We start from the raw sequence: 20,588 nt of genomic DNA on the forward strand, positions 1-20,588 counted from the left end.
TACCTCTAAAGTGAATAAAGAATGGAAACACATGAGATGCATGCCGACTTTTTGGAGCGGCGGTAAGTGGCGTGCAAGGCCGCGATGCGATCTGCTCTCCTTTCAAATTCAATGGTGTGGAACTGGTTAATCGGCTTCGGGAAATTCCGAGGATTAGGGGGTTCCGCCACCCCCTCCACCACTGGAGTTGCTGGTCAGCGAGCCGCCAATATTGATTACATTGACTGCTCGTGGCGGGGTTTTATAGCTTTGCTCGTAGCGGTCCATGGTGTGCGCCGTGGCACGGCCATCCATGCCGGTGGCGCTATCCACACCGACGCCAGGAGTCTTGCCGGCTTCAGGGTTGAGGGTCATCTGAATGCGCGCGGTGCGCACAGCCTCGCCAAAACGAGCATCGTAGTGAGGGGTCGTGCTGCTGCAGCCCGCCAGCAATGTAGCGGCGGCTAGGGGAAACAGGATTGAGCGTTTGAACATGGCTGGCCTCCGGTTCAGGTGGGCGGGTTCAGGGGGGCGGGACGGTCAACCGAGGGTTCGACCGGTGCTTGTGGTTGCAGCTCTTGTGGCGTTGCAGTCGGAACAGGTGCTTGCACAGGTGTCGCGGTGGTGGCTGGCATGGTCGCAGCGGGTGCAGTTTTCGCGGCAGGTGCGGGCTCGGAACTCTCCAGTGCACCGTTCAAGTAGCGCTCGGCGCGTGAGGGCGGCACATGGTTGTCGGTGGGCACTCTGGGTGCTTCTGCGAGTGCCTGCACCAGGCGCGGAGTGATGATGAACATCAACTCGGTCTGATCGGTCTGGAACTCGGTGCTGCGGGCCAGCGCGCCGAGTACAGGTATTTCACCCAGTCCCGGAAAGCGTTTGACGGCCTCGGTGATGTTGTTTTTGATAAGACCGGCAATGACCAGGCTTTGCCCGTCATTGAGCTGCACCGTGGTGTCTGCGCGCCGCACCGAAAGCGAGGGAATGACCGAGGTGGCGCCATTGATGGCGGTGAAGGGTGAGCCTGTCTGAGACAGATCGGACACCTCGGAAACCAGCTTGAGATTGACGCGCGAGCTACCCAGTACAGTGGGCGTGAACTTGACGCCAATGCCGAACTCTTTTTCCTCCAGTGTCATCACTGGCACGCCGTTGGCATTGCTCTGCGACACGGGAATAAAGATCTTGCCGCCCGAGAGAAAGCTGGCCTGTTGGCCGCTGATGGCCATGATGTTGGGCTCGGCCAGGATGCGGACCAGGCCATCGTCCTTCTGGCCGTCGATGTTGAGCGAGGCCTTGCCGATGCGCAGGGCACTCAACAGCGCGCTGCCGCCACTGAGGAAGTTGGAGGCGATGGTGTAGGTGTTCTGACCATTGATGGCCTGTTTGGCGAAGCTGGCGCCGAGCTTGTCGAGCAATGTCTTGCTGACTTCGGCAATCTTGACTTCCAGCATCACCTGATGCGGTGAGGTGGTGCGCAGCAGGTTGACGATCTTCTTGCTGTCGCTGTAGGCGCCGGCGAGCGTCACCACATCGTCCAGGCGTAGCGGATTGCTGATCTCTCCGCTGAGCACCAGGGCATTGTCGGCACCCTGGACGCGAATGCCGCGCTCCTCGGGCATGAGCTCGCTGAGCTTGGTTTGCAGCGGTCCCGGGTCCATGGTGACGATCACGTCCTTGATGAAGCAGGTGCCCTGGGCGTTTTGCAGGATGACGTTCATGGAGCCGGACTTGCGGCCGCGAAAGAACAGGTCTCGCGGGCTGAGCAATTGCACCTCGATATCACCCATGCCGTTCTGCATTTGCGGCTGGCTATTCGCGGCCATGGGTGCTGCTGCCTGGCCCGCTCCGGGCGTCTGGCCGCTGACCAGGATGCGCGCCATGGGCGAGCTCAGCGGAATGACCACGGATTTTCCCAGAGTGACCGTGGTCGGATCCTCCGTGCGGATGGCCGTGCAATTCCTGGCGGGCAGGGTGTTGCGGGGCGCTGCGGGAGCAGCCGTAGCTACAGGGCCGGGGGGCTGGGCAGGTGTGCCCGCAGATTGGGCCAGCACAGGCGTGGAGCTGGCGAGCAGCATGCTGGCTGCTATGTATAGGTGATGGTGTTGCACGGCCGACCTCTCTTAGTTGTTGCGAGTAGAAGATCAGAAGCAGTTGAGAGTGCGAGCACCGCCCTGGATGACCTCGACACAGGTGGCCGTCGAGGGCTGAGGTGCGGGCTTGGCTCGCTGCATCACGGGTTTGGCAGTCGCTGCGACCTTGACGGGTGCAGGGGTTGGCTCGGGTGTTCCAAACAGCTGGTGCTTGGTGATGCCAGCAGTGCTGGTGGGATCTTTGTCAATCTGGTTGCGCAGCACCAGTGAAAGAGTGCCCACGCTGCGTGCAAGATCGAGTTTCTCGGCATCTTCCGGGCTCAGCTCGAGGGTGACGGCGCTCACCACCTTGGGTTTGGTTTCGTCACGATCGGCTTCCTGGGCCACAGCCAGGACCAGCACGTTCTCCAGCACGGTTTTGCTGATCTGGCGCGACTCTTCTGTCTTGCCGTTCTGTTCCTGCTGGGCATTGACCACCACGTCTACGTAGTTGCCGGGCAGGGCGAAGCCCGCAACACCGACTACATCGTTGACGCGTACCGTCATGGCCCGCTTGCCCGGAGCGATGACGGCAGCCAGTCCGCCTTTGGTGCCTACAGGAGCCAGCTTGCCTTCGAGCACGGCTTCACCGCGCAGCACTCCGACCTTGACGACGCGATCCTGTAGCTGTTGCATATCATGGAAAGCGCCATCGGGTATGGAGCCCCGCGGCCAGTCCACCGTGTTCAGCATGTTCGGCAAAATCTTGCCGCCCAGTGGAATGTCGGTGGCAGCGACAACCACCTTGTCGGCGTCTATGCTGCCGCGCTGGGCCACCCAGTTGGCGGCGTAGACCGCTGCTGCCAGGCTGGCCAGTGCTGCGAGGATAAACAGAACCAAAGCTTTGAGGTTTTTCATGGAATGCTCCCGCTATGCCGTTGTGTAAGTGGCTATACCCAGGTGAACTGCCGAGCGACCAGGAACGCCAGGGTTCCCAGGGCGATGCTGACGCCGTAAGGCAGCTTGCCTATCGAGTGCGCCGAGCTGGAGCGGGCATCGGGACGGATCCCCGCAGCGACATTGACGTAGAGCAGCTGCACTGCCTCGGCCGAGTTGCGCATCAGCTTGCCGGCCATGCGATGCCAGAGTACGTAGGTGATAGCTACCAGGCCCCCGGTGATGAAGACAAAGAGCACGGTCTGCCAGGCGGCTGCTGGGCCGAGAAAGCTGCCGACCATGGCCATCAGCTTGACGTCGCCAGCTCCCAGGGCATGCATCAGATAGAGAGGCAGCATCAAGGCCAGACCTACTGCCATGCCGCCCAGTGCCCAGAAAAAGCCGCCGGTGTTGGGATGAGGGGCTAGCAGGCCGTAGAGCAGGGCCAGAGCGGCGCCGCCGAAGGTCAGGCGATTGGGAATGCGACGTGTGCGTAGGTCACAGATGCTGGCTGCTAGCAAAAGCAGCAACAGGATCAGCGAACGCGGCTCGGTGAAAACGGCGGCCACGAGTTCGGATGCTGCGCTGAGTTCGGAAGATGTCATGGTCAACCTCCAGTCCTGTGTTCAGCGAATCCTGTTCGGGCCTCAGAGTTGACGCTGGCTGTCTGCTGCGTTCAGCTCATCTGACTGGTGTTCACAGGATTCGGGCTATACGTGACTAAATACAATTTTTCTATCAACTTCATTCTTTTGTTTAATTTTGTGGAAATACTATTCCTATAGAAATCGCTTATCAATATGAGAGTTCGTAAGGATTTTTCTAATCCGCATGAGATGCAAATGTGACGCCGTTGTAGGTTGCGTAAGCATTGGTCTCATGCGCTGGCTGACGCAGATCGGTTCACGCCGCATGGTGGGTCTTGGGTTGTGAGCGAGAGACCTGTAAGGCGTGGGCTCGGGGCTCGGAGCCTGAGTGTCTGGGCTCTTTGATAGCTTCTGAGCAAGTCGCGCAGGCCTGCGAAGGCCTGCTTCCTGCCTGGCCGCTGCTCTCGGCGCAGGCTTGGGGGCGCGCTGAACTGTGCCCCGAGCGTTACCCATTTTTAGAAGCTTGCAGTGCCTATCGGTGTCTGGCCTGGCTGCTTCGGTATGTTGGGTCCGTGACTTTGGACAGGGTCGGAGCCAGGGTTGAGTAGCCGCTTTGAGGGATGGGGCTGAGGTAATCCTCGACAGCCCGCAGTCATGTGCCGAGGCAGTTTGTTCGCCAGGCGCCAAGGCGGCAGTCTGGCTGCCTGTCTGCTGTGGGGGCAGGCTCAATCCAGCCGATGCAGGATGAGCGCATTCGCATCGGATACGGGTTTATCAAAAAAATAGCTCCTTGCGACTGATATGCAATGACTTCGATGCGGAAAGACCCGGATGCGCTCATCCAGCAATCGCCAGTAGCTCTGATGTTGATAGCAATCGTCTTGCCGGCTTCAGGCGTTTGCCCTGCGCTGGCTGTGCAGGCCCAGCAGCACCAGCACGACGGCTACCAGGGGCAGCATGCCGATATTGATGCCGTTCCAGCCAGCGCTGTGCAGCAACTGCCCTGATCCGAACGAGGCCACGGCCACCGTGCCGAAGATCAGGAAATCGTTGAGTGCCTGCACCTTGGCGCGTTCCGAGGGGCGGTAGCACTCGGTCAGCAGCGCCGTGGCACCGATGAAGCCGAAGTTCCAGCCCACGCCCAGCAAAATCAGCGAGCCCCAGAAGTGGAAGATATCCAGGCCCATCAAGGCCAGCACGCCAGCCGCGCCTATCATCAGCAGGCCCAGAGCAGTCACGGGTCGCTTGCCATAACGTGCAATCAGCTTGCCGGTGAAGAAGCTGGGCACGAACATGGCCAGCACATGCCATTGAATGCCCATGGCGGCTTCGCCCACGCTATGGCCGCAGCCCACCATGGCCATGGGGGCGGCGGTCATCAGGAACGCCATCAGTCCGTAGCTGACCACTCCGGCAGCGCAGGCCACGACGAATTGGGGGGAGCGGGCAATCTCGCCCAGAGGCCTGGCGTCGCCAGCCACGGCGGTTTTGGTCTGAGGTGGCTGTAGGCGCAGGCCCATGAGCAAGGGCAGGGCCAGCAGGGCCAGGACCGCCTGGCTGTAGAAGCTGCCGGCAAACGGTGTGGCGGGCAAGGCGTCGCGCGTCCAGATCACCACCTGCGGCCCGATGATGGCGGCAATCAGCCCCCCGATCATCACACGCGAAATGGCCTTGGCCTGTTGCGCGGGCTCGCTCACCATATCGGTGGCGGCGAAGCGGTAACTCTGCACGCAGGCCGCATAAAAGCCAGCCAGCGCCGTGCCGATGCAGAAGGTGACGAAGTCGCTGTGGGCAATGCCTTGCGCAGCGACCACGCCGGAGATCACGCCCAGAACGGCGCCCAGCACATAGGCCGCGCGGCGGCCCATGCGGTTCATGATCCAGGCGGCCGGCAGTGTGGACAGCGCCAGCCCGAGCTGGTAGATGCTGACCGGCAAGGTGGACGCGGTGGGGTTGGACGACAGTTGCTGCCCGACCAGACCGCCCAGTGAGATGATGATGGGCGGAGAGGCACCTCCCAGGGACTGGGCTGCGACCAGCAGGCCCATATTGCGGCTTTGTTGTGTGTTGTTGTCTGATTGCATAAATCGCTTCGGCTGTCCATGCTTGTACGCAGATTTGTCACATCTTGCAGCATTCATATTGGCCGCACATTAAAAGGTTTGCTGTGGGCATGGTGCAGTCGCGAGCCTGGTGATCAAAGTGAATGGGAGTGATATGACGCTGAAATGCCTTATTGGCCGGGCTGCAGGCCTGAACATTGCTCTGGCGCTCATGAGCTGGGCGCGGATGGCGCATGCCGAGACGGCAGACGCCCCGCATGAAGCGGTGGTCTGGTCGGCGAGCTATCGCGGCGAGATCGCCGGCAAGGCGGTCAAGCTGGAGCTGTGGCGGCTCGACGGCGCCGTCGGAGGTAGCTATTGCTACGAGCCCTGCAATCGGCCCGGCGCAACACTTGATCTGGAAGGCTCGGCAAGCGGACAGCTGACCGAGACACCGATGGCGGGTGCAAGCGATCCCAAGCCTTCGGGCCGCTGGTCGCTAGCGGCCTTGCCGGGTATGGCGCCACCGCGTCTGCAGGGCCAGTGGCAGTCCGCGGATGGCAAAAAGCGCTGGCCGGTCAATCTGCTGCGCCAGTCCCCGGATTTCTCCCATGCAGTGCATTACGAGTTGCGTCTGCTGATGGATCAGAAGCTGCGCTCTCTGGCTGACTGCGGCGAACATACGGATCTCCTGGTTTCCGCCATTCAGGTCTATGAGCAGGGGCGTCTTAAGCAAAGCCTGCCGACCGCCGCCGTGGGCAGTTGCTGGCTGGTGCAGCCGCGCTGGGTGGATGCGAATTTTGATGGCTGGCCTGACCTGACCCAGGCGCTGGATCTGCCTGCGGGGCCGAATATTCAGCACCGCACCTGGCTTTACGACCCGGGCAGGCAGAAGCTGGTGCTGGGGCCGCAGTCCCTGCAGGACATCAGCTCGCCCGCCTTCGATGGCAAGGCCAGGCGCATCTACAGCGAATGGCGTGCCAGCTGTTGCAGCCATGGTGTAAACATCTATGCCTGGAAGCCCGCAGGGCTGGAACTGGTCGAGCAGGCTGAAAGCTATATGCTGCCAGTGCGCAAGGGCGGCAAGCTCATGGCCTGCTATCAGGTGCCGGACTATGCGCAAGGCCATGTGCGCTGGCCTGCCGGCCTCTACCAGCGGGGCGGCGAGCTGAGTCTGGGACAGGAGCCCGCTGCCGACTGGTGCGATGCCGATCCTGCTGCGAGCATGGGCCAGAACCAGGTGCAGGTGCTGGCCGAGCCCAGACCCGGACAGCCACCCCAGATCCTCAAGGCCTATGGCGCAAGCTACCGCAAGGTCGATACGCCCAAAGGTGCCCGTTACTGCCCCGATATCGCAGTCTTCGATGCCGATGCCCACAAGGTGGTGCGTGTGCTGATGAGTGAGAACGCCGAGCAGAACTGCGAAACGGAAAATCCCGCAGGGGGGCAGCCCTGAAAGCGGTTTATCGCTATGCATGGAAATCGCTTGCTGCTATCGTTTTGAGAAGGTTTGCTTGTTATACAATTTAAATAATTGAGATTCATTCTCAACAAACCTTAGCCACGCACTTCGTTTTAGCCATAGGAGATCGATCAAAAACGAGGTCTACATGGCAACCCCAGTTCGTGGCGGCGCAGGCAAGGCGCCGTCGGCTTCAGCGCTCGCATCCACGCAGTTCGCTCCATTCGCGCATTGGCTGTCTTCTGCTGTGTGCTGCAGCCCCTGCTCAGCCGTAGGGCTGGCTGTGTTGGTGGTTTTGAGTGCCGGCGCCCAGGCACAGACCCAGATACCGGACCAGCAGGAAAAACGCCTGAGCGAAGTCACGGTTTCGGGCAAGCAGGACGGCAACGCTCTGCCTGCGCTGGCCTCTGGTGCTCAGGTCGCCAAGGGCGCAGGCCTGGGGCTGCTGGGCAATGTGGATGTGATGGATGCCGCCTTCAACATCACGGCCTATTCCGAAGAGCTGATCCGCGACCAGAATGCGGCCACGGTGGCTGCCGTGCTGGAAAACGACTCTTCGGTGCGCTTCACCACCAATACCGGCCATGTCAACGAGAACTATGTGATTCGGGGCTTCGACGTCAACGCCAGCGAAGTGGCATTCAATGGCTTGTATGGCCTGGCGCCCGACAGCCATGTGCCGACCGAGATGATAGAGCGCGTGGAACTGCTCAAGGGCCCGGGTGCGCTGCTCGGCGGCATGGCTCCCAATGGAGCGGTGGGCGGCGTGGTGAATGTGGTCAGCAAGAAGCCGCTGGCCGATGATCTGACGCGGCTGACCACCACCTTCACCTCGGGTTCGCAGCTGCAGGAGCATGTGGATGTATCGCGGCGCTTCGGCCCCGAGCGCCGTCTGGGCATACGCTTTAACGGCGCGCTGTCCAGCGGGGAGACCGAGGTCGACGACCAGAAGCGCCGCCGCCGTCTGGGCGCCGTGGCGCTGGACTATCAGGGCGATCGCTTCACGCTGGGGCTGGATGCCTATCACTACAAGGTGAACCTGGACAACGGCAGCCCGGTGATGGTGAGCTTTGGCAAGATGAAGAATCTGATCGGCGCGCCGGATGCCAGCAACAATCTGTTCCGCGGCGTCAACACCGAAGTGGAGAACAAATCGGTGGCGCTGCGCGGCAGCTTCGAGCTCAGCGACAGCTGGCAGCTCTACGGCAGCCTGGGCAAGGCCTGGCATGACTATGCTGGCCAGCCCACGGGCACGCGCGTGGTGCTCAATGCCGTGGGCGACGGCTCTGCCGTGGGTCAGACCTATAACCTGCAGGGCTATACCAACAGCACGGCGCTGGATGCGGGTTTGCGAGGCCGCTTCAGAACCGGCGATGTGGGCCATCAGCTGGTGTTCTCGTTCAACGAGCTGCAGCAGCAAAGCGGACGCGCGCTGCCCATCGTGGTCAGCAGCAGCTACACCACCAATATCTACGACCCGGTGCTGCCGGTTCTGGCAGGCCCGCGCAATGCCGTGCGCCAGGAAAACGACAATGTGATTCGCAGTTTCGCCGTGGCCGATACCCTGAGCCTGCTGCAGGACAGGCTGCAGCTGACGCTGGGCGCACGCCACCAGCGCGTGAATCAGAAGATGAAGGGCTATGACGAGAGCGCCGTCACTCCCATGCTGGGGCTGGTGGCCAAGCCCTGGGGCGAGGATCTGTCCTTCTACGCCAACTACATCGAGGGGCTGAGCCCCGGTCTCGAGGTGGGCTCCACCTATGCCAATGCAGGCGAGACATTCGCTCCCTACAAATCCAAGCAGATGGAGGCGGGCGTGAAGTGGCGCCGCGCAGGCTGGACGAATACGCTGTCGCTGTTCCAGATCGAGAAGCCTTCGACCACCATCGATACGGCGGCCAATACCCTCAAGCTCAATGGAGAGCAGCGCAATCGCGGCGTGGAGTGGAATACATTTGGTGCGCTGAGCCCCCGCTTGCGCGTGCTGGGCGGCATCACCTATCTGCAGCCCAAGCTGACCAGCACCCAGGGCGGCAACAACGACGGCCATGATGCTTTCGGCGCGGCGCGCTGGGCGGCCAATCTGGCGGCAGACTGGGATGTGCCGGGCGTGGCCGGTCTGGCGCTGAACGCACGCCTGGTGCATACGGGCAAGCAGTGGGTCAACTCTGCCAACACCTTGCGTGCACCGAGCTGGACGCGCTTTGATGTCGGCGCCCGCTACACCACGCGCATTGCCGACAAGAAGGTGGTGTTGCGCGGTACGGTGGACAACGTCTTTGGTCGCACTTACTGGGCCGGCGCCTTTGCCGACAACTTCCTGACCGTGGGTGCACCGCGCACCGTGCGCATCAGCGCCGCCGTGGACTTCTGAGGCGAGGGACGCATCAATGCATGAAGATCTTCAAGGTTTGTGTTTGCCGGTGACGGGCCACAGGCCATCCGGAAAAGGGCTGCGCTCCTTGCTTGTTCCTGGTCTGCTTGCGGCCAGCGTCGGCGTCGCCAGCGCGGCCGGTGCGGCCCGGCCCTTGCCCGCCGACACCGCTCAGAGCGCGGCCAAGGCAGCCTCGTTGCTTTCGGTGCGGGAGCCGCTCTCCGGCAGGCTGGCGCCGGGACAGAAGCTGAGCCTGCAGCTGGAGGCACCGGCAGGTGCCGTGGTGCGAGGCAATCTGCAGGCGCTGGGCGTTGTGCTGGATGTGGAAACGCCTGACGGGCGCCATCTGCGTCGGCTGAGCCAGGGCGCAGGCGTCGATCACGCATTCACCTGGCAAAGCCGCGGCATGGCAAAGGAGCGTCTGGTGCTGCGCGCCGAGAAGGTCCAGTCCTATGCGTCGGTCGCAAACGGCGTGTCGGCGGCGCAGGACGGGCACAGCGACGCTTCGACCTATGCTGCGCCCATTCCTGGTGCCTACGAGCTGACGATCACCCAGGTGCTGGCGCCGTTGGCGACCGGCCATGCGCCTGCGGCAGAGATCGAACCAGAGCCGCTGCGCAGCCCCAGGCTCAAGGCCTTGCAGGCGCGGCTGGCGCAGGGCGGCGACAGCCGCAGCTTCTGGCAGGAAATGGAACGCCAGGGCACGCCGCTGATCGAGCCCTGGGATGCTGAGCACCATCTGGTGAGCTTTGTCTGGCGCGGTGCCGGGCAGTCCGTGCGGCTGTTCGGAAGTCCATCGGGCAACCATGAGCCTTTGCAGCGCCTCGGAAGCAGCGATGTCTGGTGGGCCAGTTTCGTCATGCCCAGGGATGCGCGGCTCAGCTATGGCTTTGCGCCCGATGTGCCTCAGGTTTCGGCCGACGCCATGATTCAGCGTCGAGCCATTCTGTCCACTTTGCAGCGCGACCCTCTCAATCGCCAGAGCTGGGGGCGGTCTGCGGATTTGCAGGCAGCGCAGGATCGCTACGACGGACGCTCCGTGCTGACGCTGGCCAAGGCGTCGCCCCAGCCCTGGAGCCAGCCCCGTGCCGGCGTGGCTGCCGGCCAGTTGCAGCGTCACTGGCTGGACAGCCAGGCGCTGGGCAACGGGCGCGACATCTGGATCTACAAGCCGCAGGGCTGGCAGCAGTCCGATGCGGCTCAGCGTTTCCTGTTGGTGCTGTTCGACGCCCAGGCCTATCTGCGCCAGGTTCCCACGCCCGCCATCATCGACAACCTCATGGCCGACGGCCTGCTGCCTGCAACAGCCGTCGTGCTGGTGGCCAATGGCGCAGGCGACGCGCGCAGCCGCGAGCTGCCGCCCAACCCGGTGTTTGCCGACTTCATGGGCAAGCAGCTCATGCCCTGGCTCAAGGCTCAGGGCATAGCGGCCGAACCTGAGCGCACGGTGATCGCAGGATCGAGCTATGGCGGCCTGGCCTCAAGCTATGTGGCGCTGCGCTATCCGCAGTGGTTTGGCAATGTGCTCAGTCTTTCGGGCTCCTATTGGTGGGCCCCCAAGGGCGAGTCGCCCAATTGGCTGGCTCGCCAGTATGAGCAAGCACCGCAACTGCCCATTCGCTTTTACTTTGATGCCGGCCTATACGAAGGGGCTCGCGGTGGTCAGGCAGGCATACGCGAAACCAGCCAGGAGTTGGGTGATGTGCTGCGTGCCAAGGGCAACAAGGTCGTGCAACGTGTACACAGCACTGGTCATGACTATGTGCACTGGCAGGGTTCGCTGGCCTGCGGGCTGCTGGCGCTGGCGGGTCGCGAACCATCGACCGAGGGGCTCAAGGAGCAGGTCGCACAGGCTTGCGGGCTCTGAGTCCGGGGAGCACAAAAAAAGGGGCTGCAAGCCCCTTTTTTGCTTTTGGCCTGCAGCGCTCGTTCGCAAGCGCTGCCAGCTTCTACTTGAGCTTGTTGCCGCATTCGCCGCAGAACAGGTCATTGGCGGCTACCGGGGCGCTGCAGGCGGGGCAGCTCGGCGCAGCCTGAGCCTGGCGGGCTTTCTCGGCGGCCTCTGCTTCGGCGCGGGCGCGGGCTGCTTCACGCTCGGCAGCCTGCTGCCTGGCCAGTTGCTCGGCCTGGGCTTTCAAGCGCTCTGCTTCTGCTTGCTGACGTGCTTCTTCGGCAGCCTGGGCTGCGGCGCGCTCCTCAGCGGCCTTTTGTTGTGCTGCGCGCTCTGCGGCCTGGGCTTCGGCCCGCTGGCGTGCGGCCAGTTCCTGAGCTTCGGCAGCCGCACGTTCGCGTGTCGCACGTTCCCGTGCAGCTTGCTCGGCGGCCTCGGCTTCAGCCTTCAGGCGGGCTGCTTCGGCCTCAGCGCGCAGGCGTGCCGCCTCGGCTTCGCTACGCTGGCGGGCGGTTGCCTCTTCAGCGCTTTGACGTGCTTTTTCCGCCGCATCGGCGGCAGCACGCTCGCGCGCCTGCTGCTCGGCAAACGCCTGCTCGGTGGATGCTGCTGTGGCTGCAGTCAGGCCTGCGGCAGCCGCTGCTGCGCCAGCCGTTGCTGCGGCAGCCGTTGCTGTGCCAGCGCTGGCATTGCTGTCGGTGCCGGGCGGGGTGTCGGTGGCGGAGGGCTTGGCTGTGGCTTCCTGCAGGCGCTCGCTGGCAGCCTGCTTGGCGCGCTCGGCCGCGGCCATGGTGCGTTCTGCGGCAGCCATGGTCTGGGCCTTGGCTTCCTCGGCTTTTTTGCGCACATCGCCAATCAGGCTGTCCAGCGCACCCTCGGCCTCGGCAGGGTCCACGCTTTCACGGGCCTGCAGATAGATCAGATTCATGCCCATGATGGCAACCTGGGCCAGCAGTGCGCCCACCACGCAATAGAGAACGCCCAGGCCGGCGATGAGGCCGGTGCTGCCGCCACCCATCATGCCCATGGGGTTGAAGCCGCCACCGTAGCCACGGCCGTAGCCGCCGCCCATGAACATGCCGGCCATGGAGCCATCTCCGGTAATGCTCATGGCCATCCCGGTCAGGGAGACGGTTGCAGGCACCAGTCCTGCAAACAGCATGAAGCAGACCAGGCCCAAAATGACATAGAGCACGACTTCCATCAGCACCACTTCGACCAGGCGCTTGCGCGCGATGCTCAGCACATTGGCCAGCGCAGCCTTGACCGACAGGCCGCTCCACAGCGCAGGGCCCATCAGCGGGCCGACGACCCAAATCATGGCGATCAGCAAGGCTGCGGCGACCAGCACCAGAATCGGGTGGGCCACAAAGGCCAGAATACCGCCGAGCACGGGAATCTTGCAGATGAAATAAATGACGGCAGCCAGCAGGTAGTAGGCCAGCGTGGCAACAAATATCGCGAGTCCGACCAGCAGGAATTTGGGCAGGCACAGCAGACCAGCCGATGCCGCAGCCGAGAAGGAGCGTACGGGCTCGTTCCTGGCCTTGTCCATGAGCATGATGCCGACGCCCGAAGAGCCAGCCAGCAGCGCGACCACGGCCGCCAGCATGAAGATCAGGTACATGAAGAAGCCGGCCTTGACCAGCATCCAGGCCGCGCCTGCTATCAGTGCACCGGTCAGCAGCAGTGTCAGAAAGCACAGCAGCAGCGGTCGCCACTGAGTCAGTCCTTCGGCGGCTCTGGCGAGGGTGGCAAAACGTATTTCTCCCAGGGGTTGCTCTCTCATTTTTCGTCCTGTCTGGTGGTTGAGGCTGGCTGGTGTGGCGCGATGAGCCGCTGGCTGGCCGAGGGTCAAAGCTTGCCGCGGATCTCGCCGGCTTCGATGGTGTAGCGCTCCACGCCGGTGGGCAGACCAGTATCGATCTTCTTGATGACAGTCACGGGTTTGCCGCCCTTGGACTGGGTTGTGCCAGTGGCGGTATTCACACGCCCGGCCCTGACATCCTCGTCGGACTGATCGACCACGATGCTGGATGAGCCCCGGTTGTCGGCCAGTTCATTGGCCAGTTCCTTGAGCACATTCATGGCCTGGGTATATTCCCTGCGACCCTTGGCGGCCAGCGGCATCTCCACGGTCAGTGCTGAGAAACTGCGCATCTGGTGTGCCTGACCCGACTGTCCGTCGGCGATGCTGACGGTCCTGGTCTGTACCGGCCCAGCCACTGCGCGTTGTTTGGCCGGCAGCTTCTGCATGGCTTGCACGGCCTGGGCCTGCATGCTCTGCGCATGCTGCGTCTCCTGATCCAGAGCGGCCTGCAAACGGGCAAAGCGCTCATTCTGCCCGCCCGAAACAGCGGTTGCGGGCGCGCCGCCGCCAGGGCCGCAGCTGGGGTCTGCGGAATTGGTGACGCGCGAGAGCATGCAGCTCAGCGATGTGGAGGCATCTTGCAAGCTGGCGCAGCCGCCGAGCAGGGTTGCGGCGCAGGCGAGCACAGTGAGTTTGAGTGTTTTCATGGCTTTCAATCCAGCAGGTCATCCAGGGATGGCGCGGCATTCTTCTTGACTGGAGGTGTTCTTGCAGGGGCCGGCACGGGCGGTTTGCCAGATGCCGGGGCTGAGGACGGCTCCGGGCTGGCCGCAGGCGCGGGTGCGTCGCTGGCAGTGTTTGCTGTCGTCGCTGCGGGGGTGACTGCAGTGGCGGGCGCGTTGTCAACGGCGCCGGCAATCGGGGCATTTTCGGCAGGTGTCGTTTGCGCTGCGGTACTGCCGCCCAGCGGGCCGACCAGGGCGTCGGCCTTGGCCTTGTCTTCGGGCGAAATACCATCCTTGCCGGCTTGGGACGAACTGGATGCGCTATTGCCCGAGCTGGTCAGGCCCTTCATATTGCTTGCCATCATCACACCACCCGCAATGGCTGCGACCAGCAGTGCCAGCGCCACCCATTTGATCCAGGCATTGCTGCCGCGCACCGGTTCCTGGGGAAAGGCCGGCGTGCGGTCATTGCGCTGCGCAAAGCTTGCGGCAGGCTCTGACTGTGGCGGCCTTGGCGCGGGTGTATCCATGGGCTCGATCAGGGGAGGGGCCAGGCTTGCGTTGTCAATGGTCTGCGAGGCACCTGAAGGCATGGGCGGCGCAGTTGCCCCTGCGGCATGGCTATCGCCGGGGCGCTCGAACACCAGGCCGCATCGTGTGCAGAAGCGGGCCTCGGGCTTGCAGACAGCCTGGCATTGGCTGCAGGTTTTTTCAACAGCAGTGATTGCCGCTTCCGGTGCTTGTCTGGCGCCGCAGTTCTTGCAGAACTTGGCATTCGAAGAGAGCGGATTGCCGCATTGGGAACAATTCATGGTCTGCAATCGAGAAAAGAGTCCGCGGGAATGGCCGTTCGGCGGCATTGCTGCCTTGGCAATGCGTGGAATATGGGCCGGTTTTTGCGCATTGGCATGAACCGGTACGGACTCTGAAAAATGATTTGTATCTTAGCGGCGCATTTGCCGCAGCCTGTCGGATCGCTCTACGGGAATGTAAGCACGTTCGGTTTTGACAGCTTTTTGTCAGACATGGCGATCCATGAATGGGGTTGGGATTAATGGAGCTGCGCGGAGTTTCAAGGGACTTATGGCGTAAGTGACTGATTTGAAAAGAAGGCAGTAAATCAGGTGCTTTATGGAAGCCGGGATTGCCGGGAAAAGCTCGGATCTCGAAATCTGTTTGATTTTTGCAAATGCTTCAAATGGTTGAGAGTGTTTTGCGCTGTAAAGATTTCAACGAAATACAGGCCTTGCTGAACCCGGGAGTCAGCAAGGCCGGTAATCACTGCTGCGCAACCAGCGTCAGCAGCTCGATTCGCGGCGCCACGCCAAGGCGTACGGCAAAACCGGCCCACAGGCCTGCTCCGCTGCTGACCAGCAGCTTCATATTGCCGACGTCATATTCGCCGCGCACAAAACCGTTGTTGACGGGAGCCACCAGCCAGCGGTCCATGCCCAGGATCAGCCCGCCGTGGGTATGGCCCGATATCTGCAGGTTCACGCCCTTGTCCGCGTTGTCGCGCGCGAACTTGGGCTGGTGTGCGAGCAGGATATGAAACTGTGCGCCGGCCTTGCGGGCCTGGGCGGCAACCGCATCCACATCGGGGGGGACACCTTCGGCGACCTCGGGGTCGGCGTTGTTGGGCGAGGTCCGGCCGAACACCGGGTCGCCGATGCCGGACAGGGCCAGCTTGCTGCCCTTGATGTTCAGCAGCTGCATGCGGTTTTCCAGCAGATTCAGGCCCAGGCGGCGGAACTCGGCCATCCAGGCGTTGTAGCCGCTGTAGTACTCGTGGTTGCCCGGCGCCGCCCAGACGCCGTAGCGCGCGCTCAAGGCGGCCAGCGGCGCCACATGGGCGCGGCTGGTGGCGACATCGCCGTCCACCATGTCGCCGGGCAGCACGATCAGGTCGGGCGTGGTGGCCAGGGTGCGCTGCACGATGGTCTGCACATAGCTTGCATCATTGACCGGGCTGGCGTGGATATCGGCCAGCACGGCAATGCGCAGGCCCTGCAGTGCGGCGGGCAGGTTTCTGACCGCGATCTGCTGCTCATGCACCCTGGGCGGTTGCAGGGCGTTGAAGACGCCGATGGCGCTCAGGCAGCCGGTCGCCACCACGGCGGCTGCGGTGAGTGCGGGAAGGTGCAGCAGCTGCGCCAGGCTGGTTCGCCCCATGAGTCGGGCGATCAGCCACAGCAGATCGCGCAGCAGCACGAACAGCGCCAGCATCAGCAGCATGGCCAGAATCCAGCCGCCGGGAACCTGCAGGCGCGCCACCACGGCGTAGGGCAGGGCATTCGTCTGCACGGCCTTGAGCAGCAAGGCCGGCGCAATGCCCAGCAAGGCCGTGATCAGCGCGGCCAGCAGGCGGGCAAGACGAGAAGTACCGTTGAGGCTGGAGACAGGCCACCAGAGCCAGAGAGCCAGAAGAGGGATGACGAAAGCAGCAGTCGAAACCATGGGGCGCAGAGAAACCGAAAATTGCCGCGAGCATAGCAAGCGTTGGTGTCCCCGCGATGAACGCTGCTGCAGCCGCTATCGCTGGTACAACGCAGGGCGTTGAAAATTGCGCGGCGCGGCTGCTTTTGTCATCACTGCGCAAGACCGGCCAAGGACGGGGATAATCCCAGCCCTTATGTCTTTGAAGATCAACTTTCCCGAGTCGCTCCCCGTATCCAGCCGTCGCCAGGAAATCATGGAGGCCATGGATCGCCATCAGGTCATCATCGTCTGCGGCGAGACCGGTTCGGGCAAGACCACGCAGCTGCCCAAGATCGCTCTGGCGCTGGGCCGGGGCAGGCTCAATGCCGCGCCCGATGCCAACGGCCAGGTGCGTGGCCATCTGATCGGCCACACCCAGCCGCGCCGCATTGCCGCCAGCTCGGTGGCCAAGCGCATTGCCGAGGAGCTGAACACGCCGCTGGGCGAAGTGGTGGGCTACAAGGTGCGTTTTCAGGACACGCTGCAGAAGAACGCCTCCGTCAAGCTGATGACAGACGGCATCTTGCTGGCCGAGACCCAGACCGATCCGCTGCTCAAGGCCTACGACACGTTGATCATCGACGAGGCGCATGAGCGCAGCCTGAACATCGACTTTCTGCTCGGCTATCTCAAGCAGATCCTGCCCAAGCGCCCCGATCTCAAGGTGGTGGTGACCTCGGCAACTATCGATGCGGACCGCTTTGCCAAGCACTTCGAATCGAAGAGCGGTCCTGCGCCCGTGATCATGGTTTCGGGCCGCACCTATCCGGTGGAGATGCGCTATCGCCCGTTCGAGGGTGAAAAGGACAAGGACCTGAACGACGCCATCGCCGATGGCGTGGATGAACTCTGGGCCGGCGGCAAGGGCGGCGATATCCTGATCTTCCTGCCGGGCGAGCGCGAGATCCGCGAAGCCGCCGACCATCTGCGCAAGCATTTGCAGCACTCGCCCACGCTGCGCAGCGCCGAGGTGCTGCCGCTGTTCTCGCGCCTGTCCCAGGCCGAGCAGGACCGGATTTTTGACGGCCATACGGGCCGACGCATCGTTCTGGCCACCAATGTGGCCGAAACCTCGCTCACGGTGCCGGGCATACGCTATGTGATTGACGCCGGTACGGCGCGCGTGAAGCGCTACTCCTTCCGCAGCAAGGTGGAGCAGTTGCTGGTCGAGCCGATCTCGCAGGCCGCCGCCAACCAGCGCGCGGGCCGTTGCGGCCGTGTGGCCAACGGCATCTGCATTCGCCTGTACGACGAAGAGAGCTTTGTCAGCCGCGACCGCTTCACCGACCCCGAAATCCTGCGCTCCTCGCTGGCCGGCGTGATCCTGCGCATGAAGTCGCTGGGTCTGGGCGATGTGGTGCATTTCCCCTTCCTCGAAGCGCCTTCGGGCCGCGCCATTGCCGACGGCTATCAGCTGCTGGCCGAGTTGGGTGCGGTGGACGATCACGGTCATCTGCTGCCCATGGGCAAGGAGCTGTCGCGCCTGCCGCTGGACCCGCGCGTGGGCCGCATGATTCTGGAAGCGCGCGAGCGCCGCGCCCTGGCCGAGGTGCTGATCATTGCCTCGGCCCTCAGCGTGCAGGACGTGCGCGACCGGCCCATGGAAGCGCAGCAGCAGGCCGACCAGGCCCATGCCAAGTTCGACGACGAGAAAAGCGAATTCAGCGGCTATCTGCGCCTGTGGAAGTGGCTGTCGGATGCGCGCGGCGGCAAGGTCGTTGCCAAGAGCCGCAAGGAGATGGCGGCCCAGCACGCGCCTGCGGCCAAGCCCAGTGCGCGCAACCAGGCCTTCCTGCCCGTCAGCCAGCGTGCCAGCGGCGCGCAGCTCGATGGCACGGTGGAGGAGCGGCTGGCGCTGTTCAACCCTGCCGATCAGGCCCAACATGCCGACGAGGCCACGCACAAGATCAGCAACCGCCAGTGGGAGCAACTGCTGCGCCAGAACTTCATCAATATCCGCCGCGTGCGTGAGTGGCGCGACATCCACTCTCAGCTGCTGACCGTGGTCAAGGAGCAGAAATGGCTGCTCAACAACGAGGCGGCGGGCTATGAGGCCGTGCACCTGTCCATGCTGTCGGGCCTGCTCGGCAATATTGGCTATCGTGCAGAGGAAAGCGAGAGCTATCTGGGTGCGCACGGCATCAAGTTCCACCCGCACCCCGGTGCCCACCTGAGCAAGAAGCCCAGTCGCTGGATCGTGGCGGCCGAGCAGGTCGAGACCTCGCGGCTCTACGGCCGCGGCATTGCGGCCATAGAGCCGCAGTGGCTGGAGGAGGTGGGCGGCCATCTGCTCAAGAAGCAGCTGCTGGACCCGCACTGGAGCAAGAAGCAGGCCGATGTGGTGGCGCTGGAGCGCGCCACGCTCTACGGTCTGGTGGTCTACAACGGCCGCCGCGTGAGCTACGGCCGCGTCGATCCGTACGAGGCGCGCAATCTCTTCATCCGCCAGGCGCTGGTGGAGGGCGAGTGGGAAACGAAGTGGCATTTCCTGCCCGCCAACCTCAAGCTCATGCGCAAGGTCGAGGAGCTGGAGCACAAGAGCCGTCGCCAGGACGTGCTGGTCGACGACGAGCTGATCTTTGCCTTCTACGACCAGCATCTGCCCAAGGATGTGTACAGCGGCGCGAGCTTCGACAAGTGGTTCCGCGCCGAGAGCAGGAACCAGCCCGAGCTGCTGCGCCTGTCCAGGGACGAGCTGATGCGGCACGAGGCCGCCGGCATCACCACGGACAAATTTCCCAAGACCGTGAAGCTGGGCGGTGCCGATTGCAGCGCCAGCTATCTGCACAGCCCCGGCGACGCGCGCGACGGCATCACGGTCACCGTGCCGCTGTTCGTGCTCAACCAGGTGTCGGAGGAGCGCGCCGAGTGGCTGGTGCCGGGCATGCTCAAGGACAAGATCCAGGCGCTCTTGAAGAGCCTGCCCCAGCGCCCGCGCAGCCGTTTCGTGCCGCTGCCCGAGAGCGCTGCGCGGCTGGCCGAGCTGTTCACCGAGAGCGAGCGCTGGGCCCAAGGGGGGCTGATCGACGCCTTGCTCAAGCAGGTTCGCGACGAGACTTCGCTGGATGTGAAGCGCGCAGACTTCAAGCTGGACATGCTGAGCCCGCATCTGTTCATGAACTTCCGCATCACCGACGAGCATGGCCGCCAGCTGGGTCAGGGCCGCAATCTGGGTGCGCTCAAGGCCGAGTGGGGCGCCAAGGCACGCGGTGCATTCCAGGCGCTTGCTTCATTAAAGGTAGCTGCTAGCGCAAGTGATACAAGCATTTCAGAGTCAAAAGTATCTGAAGGTGATAATAGAAAAGCGCAAGAAGCTCCTAAAAATGATAAGTCTGCGGCGGGCAAGCCGGCGCAGTCCCACGATGCGCGCTACAAGGACTGGAGCTTTGGCGAGCTGCCCGAGCTCATGGAGATCAAGAAGGGCGGCACCACGCTGATCGGCTTTCCGGCCCTGATCGACCATGGCGACGCCGTCGGCATCGAAGTCTTCGACGAACCCGAAGCCGCTGCCGCAAAGCACCGTGTGGGTTTGCGCCGGCTGTTCGCGCTGCAGATTCGCGATGCGCTCAAGTATCTGGAAAAGAACATTCCCGATCTGCAGAAGATGGCCGTGGCCTATATGCCGCTGGGCACGCAGGAAGAGCTGCGCGGCCAGATCATCGACGTGGCCATAGACCGCGCCTTTTTGCAGGAGCCGCTGCCGAGCAACGAGGCCGACTTCAAGCAGCGCGTGCAGGACGGCCGTGGGCGCCTTACGCTGATTGCCAACGAGGTAGCTCGCATGTCGGCCACCATCCTCGCCGAGTACGCAGCCGCCGCGCGCAAGATCAAGGACACCAAGAACGCGCCGGAGGCTACCAAGGACGCGAGCGAACAGCTGCAAAAGCTGATGCCCAAGAACTTCATCGCCGTGGCCCCCTGGGCGCAGCTCGGCCATTACGCGCGCTACCTCAAGGCCATTACCTCGCGTCTGGACAAGTACCGGGCCGACCCGGCGCGCGATGCCGCCAAGCTCAAGGAGCTGCTGCCGCTGGAGCAGCGCTACTGGCGGCTGGTGGCCGAGCGCAAGGGGCAGATCGATGCCCGCATGCAGGAGTACCGCTGGATGCTGGAGGAGCTTCGCGTGAGCTTTTTTGCCCAGGAGCTGCGCACGCCGTATCCGGTCAGCGCCAAGCGGCTGGACAAGGTCTGGGCGCAGCTGCAGCAGTGATGCCGGGCTGATGGCCTGACGAATG

The 20,588-nt window shown here is 63.2% G+C and carries 13 protein-coding genes and 1 pseudogene; 4 read left to right on the top strand and 10 right to left on the bottom strand.

Going from position 1 to position 20,588, the window contains the following annotated elements; all coding sequences use genetic code 11:
- Positions 1-153 precede the first annotated feature (153 nt).
- From MPZ60_RS11280 to MPZ60_RS11300, 5 genes are all read right to left on the bottom strand, one after another.
- Complete coding sequence (locus MPZ60_RS11280; protein ID WP_034352128.1) at positions 154-474, bottom strand: lipoprotein; 321 nt, start codon at positions 472-474, stop codon at positions 154-156.
- 14 nt (positions 475-488) lie between these two features.
- On the bottom strand, positions 489-2,054 hold the full coding sequence (locus MPZ60_RS11285) for a type II and III secretion system protein family protein (protein ID WP_034352132.1): 1,566 nt from the start codon (positions 2,052-2,054) through the stop codon (positions 489-491).
- A 66-nt stretch (positions 2,055-2,120) separates the two neighbouring features.
- On the bottom strand, positions 2,121-2,966 hold the full coding sequence (gene cpaB, locus MPZ60_RS11290; RefSeq protein WP_034352135.1) for a Flp pilus assembly protein CpaB: 846 nt from the start codon (positions 2,964-2,966) through the stop codon (positions 2,121-2,123).
- A gap of 32 nt (positions 2,967-2,998) precedes the next feature.
- Positions 2,999-3,589 carry a prepilin peptidase gene (locus MPZ60_RS11295; RefSeq protein WP_034352138.1) on the bottom strand — a complete coding sequence of 197 codons (591 nt, stop codon included), beginning with the start codon at positions 3,587-3,589 and terminating at the stop codon, positions 2,999-3,001.
- Positions 3,590-4,461: 872 nt separating this feature from the next.
- A complete protein-coding gene (locus tag MPZ60_RS11300; RefSeq protein ID WP_242881736.1) occupies positions 4,462-5,655 on the bottom strand; it encodes an MFS transporter in 1,194 nt (397 codons plus the stop codon).
- A gap of 133 nt (positions 5,656-5,788) precedes the next feature.
- Between MPZ60_RS11300 and MPZ60_RS11305 the strand changes: the two genes are divergently transcribed.
- The 3 genes from MPZ60_RS11305 (at position 5,789) to MPZ60_RS11315 (ending at position 11,316) form a co-directional block, all read left to right on the top strand.
- The gene (locus MPZ60_RS11305; protein ID WP_034352144.1) at positions 5,789-7,069 is read left to right on the top strand and encodes a hypothetical protein; all 1,281 of its coding nucleotides are present in this window, start codon (positions 5,789-5,791) and stop codon (positions 7,067-7,069) included.
- Positions 7,070-7,223: 154 nt separating this feature from the next.
- Complete coding sequence (locus tag MPZ60_RS11310) at positions 7,224-9,449, top strand: TonB-dependent siderophore receptor (RefSeq protein WP_034352148.1); 2,226 nt, start codon at positions 7,224-7,226, stop codon at positions 9,447-9,449.
- Between the two features lie 16 nt (positions 9,450-9,465).
- A complete protein-coding gene (locus MPZ60_RS11315) occupies positions 9,466-11,316 on the top strand; it encodes an enterochelin esterase domain-containing protein (protein ID WP_052057568.1) in 1,851 nt (616 codons plus the stop codon).
- An 82-nt stretch (positions 11,317-11,398) separates the two neighbouring features.
- On the opposite strand, the gene MPZ60_RS11320 is transcribed toward MPZ60_RS11315, so the two are convergent.
- The 5 genes and pseudogenes from MPZ60_RS11320 to MPZ60_RS11340 all read right to left on the bottom strand — a co-directional run bounded on the left by MPZ60_RS11320 (position 11,399) and on the right by MPZ60_RS11340 (position 16,332).
- Positions 11,399-13,129: a zinc ribbon domain-containing protein gene (locus MPZ60_RS11320; RefSeq protein WP_034352151.1), complete on the bottom strand. Its 1,731-nt coding sequence runs from the start codon at positions 13,127-13,129 to the stop codon at positions 11,399-11,401.
- A 65-nt stretch (positions 13,130-13,194) separates the two neighbouring features.
- Positions 13,195-13,857 (bottom strand): hypothetical protein, encoded by a 663-nt coding sequence (locus MPZ60_RS11325; protein ID WP_034352154.1) that lies wholly within the window; start codon positions 13,855-13,857, stop codon positions 13,195-13,197.
- 5 nt (positions 13,858-13,862) lie between these two features.
- Positions 13,863-14,519, bottom strand: a complete 657-nt coding sequence (locus MPZ60_RS11330) for a zinc ribbon domain-containing protein (RefSeq protein ID WP_242899887.1) — start codon at positions 14,517-14,519, stop codon at positions 13,863-13,865.
- A gap of 63 nt (positions 14,520-14,582) precedes the next feature.
- Positions 14,583-14,735: pseudogene (locus MPZ60_RS11335) on the bottom strand (zinc ribbon domain-containing protein); the annotation flags it as partial.
- Positions 14,736-15,153: 418 nt separating this feature from the next.
- Positions 15,154-16,332, bottom strand: coding sequence for a metallophosphoesterase (locus MPZ60_RS11340; RefSeq protein WP_034352161.1), 1,179 nt, complete (start codon positions 16,330-16,332; stop codon positions 15,154-15,156).
- 175 nt (positions 16,333-16,507) lie between these two features.
- Here MPZ60_RS11340 and hrpA point away from each other — a divergent pair, with 175 nt between their 5' ends.
- Positions 16,508-20,563 (top strand): ATP-dependent RNA helicase HrpA, encoded by a 4,056-nt coding sequence (gene hrpA, locus MPZ60_RS11345; protein WP_034352164.1) that lies wholly within the window; start codon positions 16,508-16,510, stop codon positions 20,561-20,563.
- Positions 20,564-20,588 lie beyond the last annotated feature (25 nt).

It is taken from the genome of Comamonas sp. 7D-2 (assembly GCF_022749555.1).
Classification (GTDB): Bacteria; Pseudomonadota; Gammaproteobacteria; order Burkholderiales; family Burkholderiaceae_C; genus Comamonas; species Comamonas thiooxydans.

Bases quoted from the DNA above. Each gene is read 5' to 3' on its own strand.
- MPZ60_RS11315 (WP_052057568.1), top strand. From the start codon at position 9,466: ATGCATGAAGATCTTCAAGGTTTGTGTTTGCCGGTGACGGGCCACAGG.
- MPZ60_RS11310 (WP_034352148.1), top strand. From the start codon at position 7,224: ATGGCAACCCCAGTTCGTGGCGGCGCAGGCAAGGCGCCGTCGGCTTCA.
- MPZ60_RS11325 (WP_034352154.1), bottom strand. From the start codon at position 13,857: ATGAAAACACTCAAACTCACTGTGCTCGCCTGCGCCGCAACCCTGCTC.
- MPZ60_RS11340 (WP_034352161.1), bottom strand. From the start codon at position 16,332: ATGGTTTCGACTGCTGCTTTCGTCATCCCTCTTCTGGCTCTCTGGCTC.
- MPZ60_RS11320 (WP_034352151.1), bottom strand. From the start codon at position 13,129: ATGAGAGAGCAACCCCTGGGAGAAATACGTTTTGCCACCCTCGCCAGA.
- hrpA (WP_034352164.1), top strand. From the start codon at position 16,508: ATGTCTTTGAAGATCAACTTTCCCGAGTCGCTCCCCGTATCCAGCCGT.
- MPZ60_RS11300 (WP_242881736.1), bottom strand. From the start codon at position 5,655: ATGCAATCAGACAACAACACACAACAAAGCCGCAATATGGGCCTGCTG.
- MPZ60_RS11280 (WP_034352128.1), bottom strand. From the start codon at position 474: ATGTTCAAACGCTCAATCCTGTTTCCCCTAGCCGCCGCTACATTGCTG.
- MPZ60_RS11295 (WP_034352138.1), bottom strand. From the start codon at position 3,589: ATGACATCTTCCGAACTCAGCGCAGCATCCGAACTCGTGGCCGCCGTT.
- MPZ60_RS11305 (WP_034352144.1), top strand. From the start codon at position 5,789: ATGACGCTGAAATGCCTTATTGGCCGGGCTGCAGGCCTGAACATTGCT.
- cpaB (WP_034352135.1), bottom strand. From the start codon at position 2,966: ATGAAAAACCTCAAAGCTTTGGTTCTGTTTATCCTCGCAGCACTGGCC.
- MPZ60_RS11285 (WP_034352132.1), bottom strand. From the start codon at position 2,054: ATGCTGCTCGCCAGCTCCACGCCTGTGCTGGCCCAATCTGCGGGCACA.